This is a genomic window from Pseudoalteromonas sp. SR45-6 (genome assembly GCF_014163545.1).
Classification (GTDB): domain Bacteria; phylum Pseudomonadota; class Gammaproteobacteria; order Enterobacterales; family Alteromonadaceae; genus Pseudoalteromonas; species Pseudoalteromonas rhizosphaerae.
Map to the genome: position 1 here is coordinate 1 of NZ_JACJDM010000223.1, position 285 is coordinate 285.

At 40.7% G+C, this 285-nt stretch carries 1 protein-coding gene; it reads right to left on the reverse strand.

Going from position 1 to position 285, the window contains the following annotated elements; translation table 11 throughout:
* A partial coding sequence (locus tag H5158_RS23210) for a helix-turn-helix domain-containing protein (protein WP_220491415.1) occupies nt 1-285 on the reverse strand: 285 nt, incomplete at both ends.

Consider the following 285-nt stretch of genomic DNA (forward strand, 5'->3'; position numbering starts at 1 on the left):
GGGTGCTTAGAACGGCTTGTGATCCAGCTAAACCCACGCTTCTTGAGCAGTTTGTAAATATGATCGGTGTGATATCTTATGTTGAACTGGTCATAAATATACTGAGCAATATCTTCCCCCATTAGGCTGCCTCCTTCTGAAGAACTTGCTGACTGTTTTACATAATCTGACAGTGTGTTTAGTTGTTGTAAGGTTAATTTAGCTGGACGACCTTTAATCGGTTTGTTGTTCAAGCCAGTAACGCCATTATTAAGGTAGTTTGAAACCCATTTATTGACACTGCCG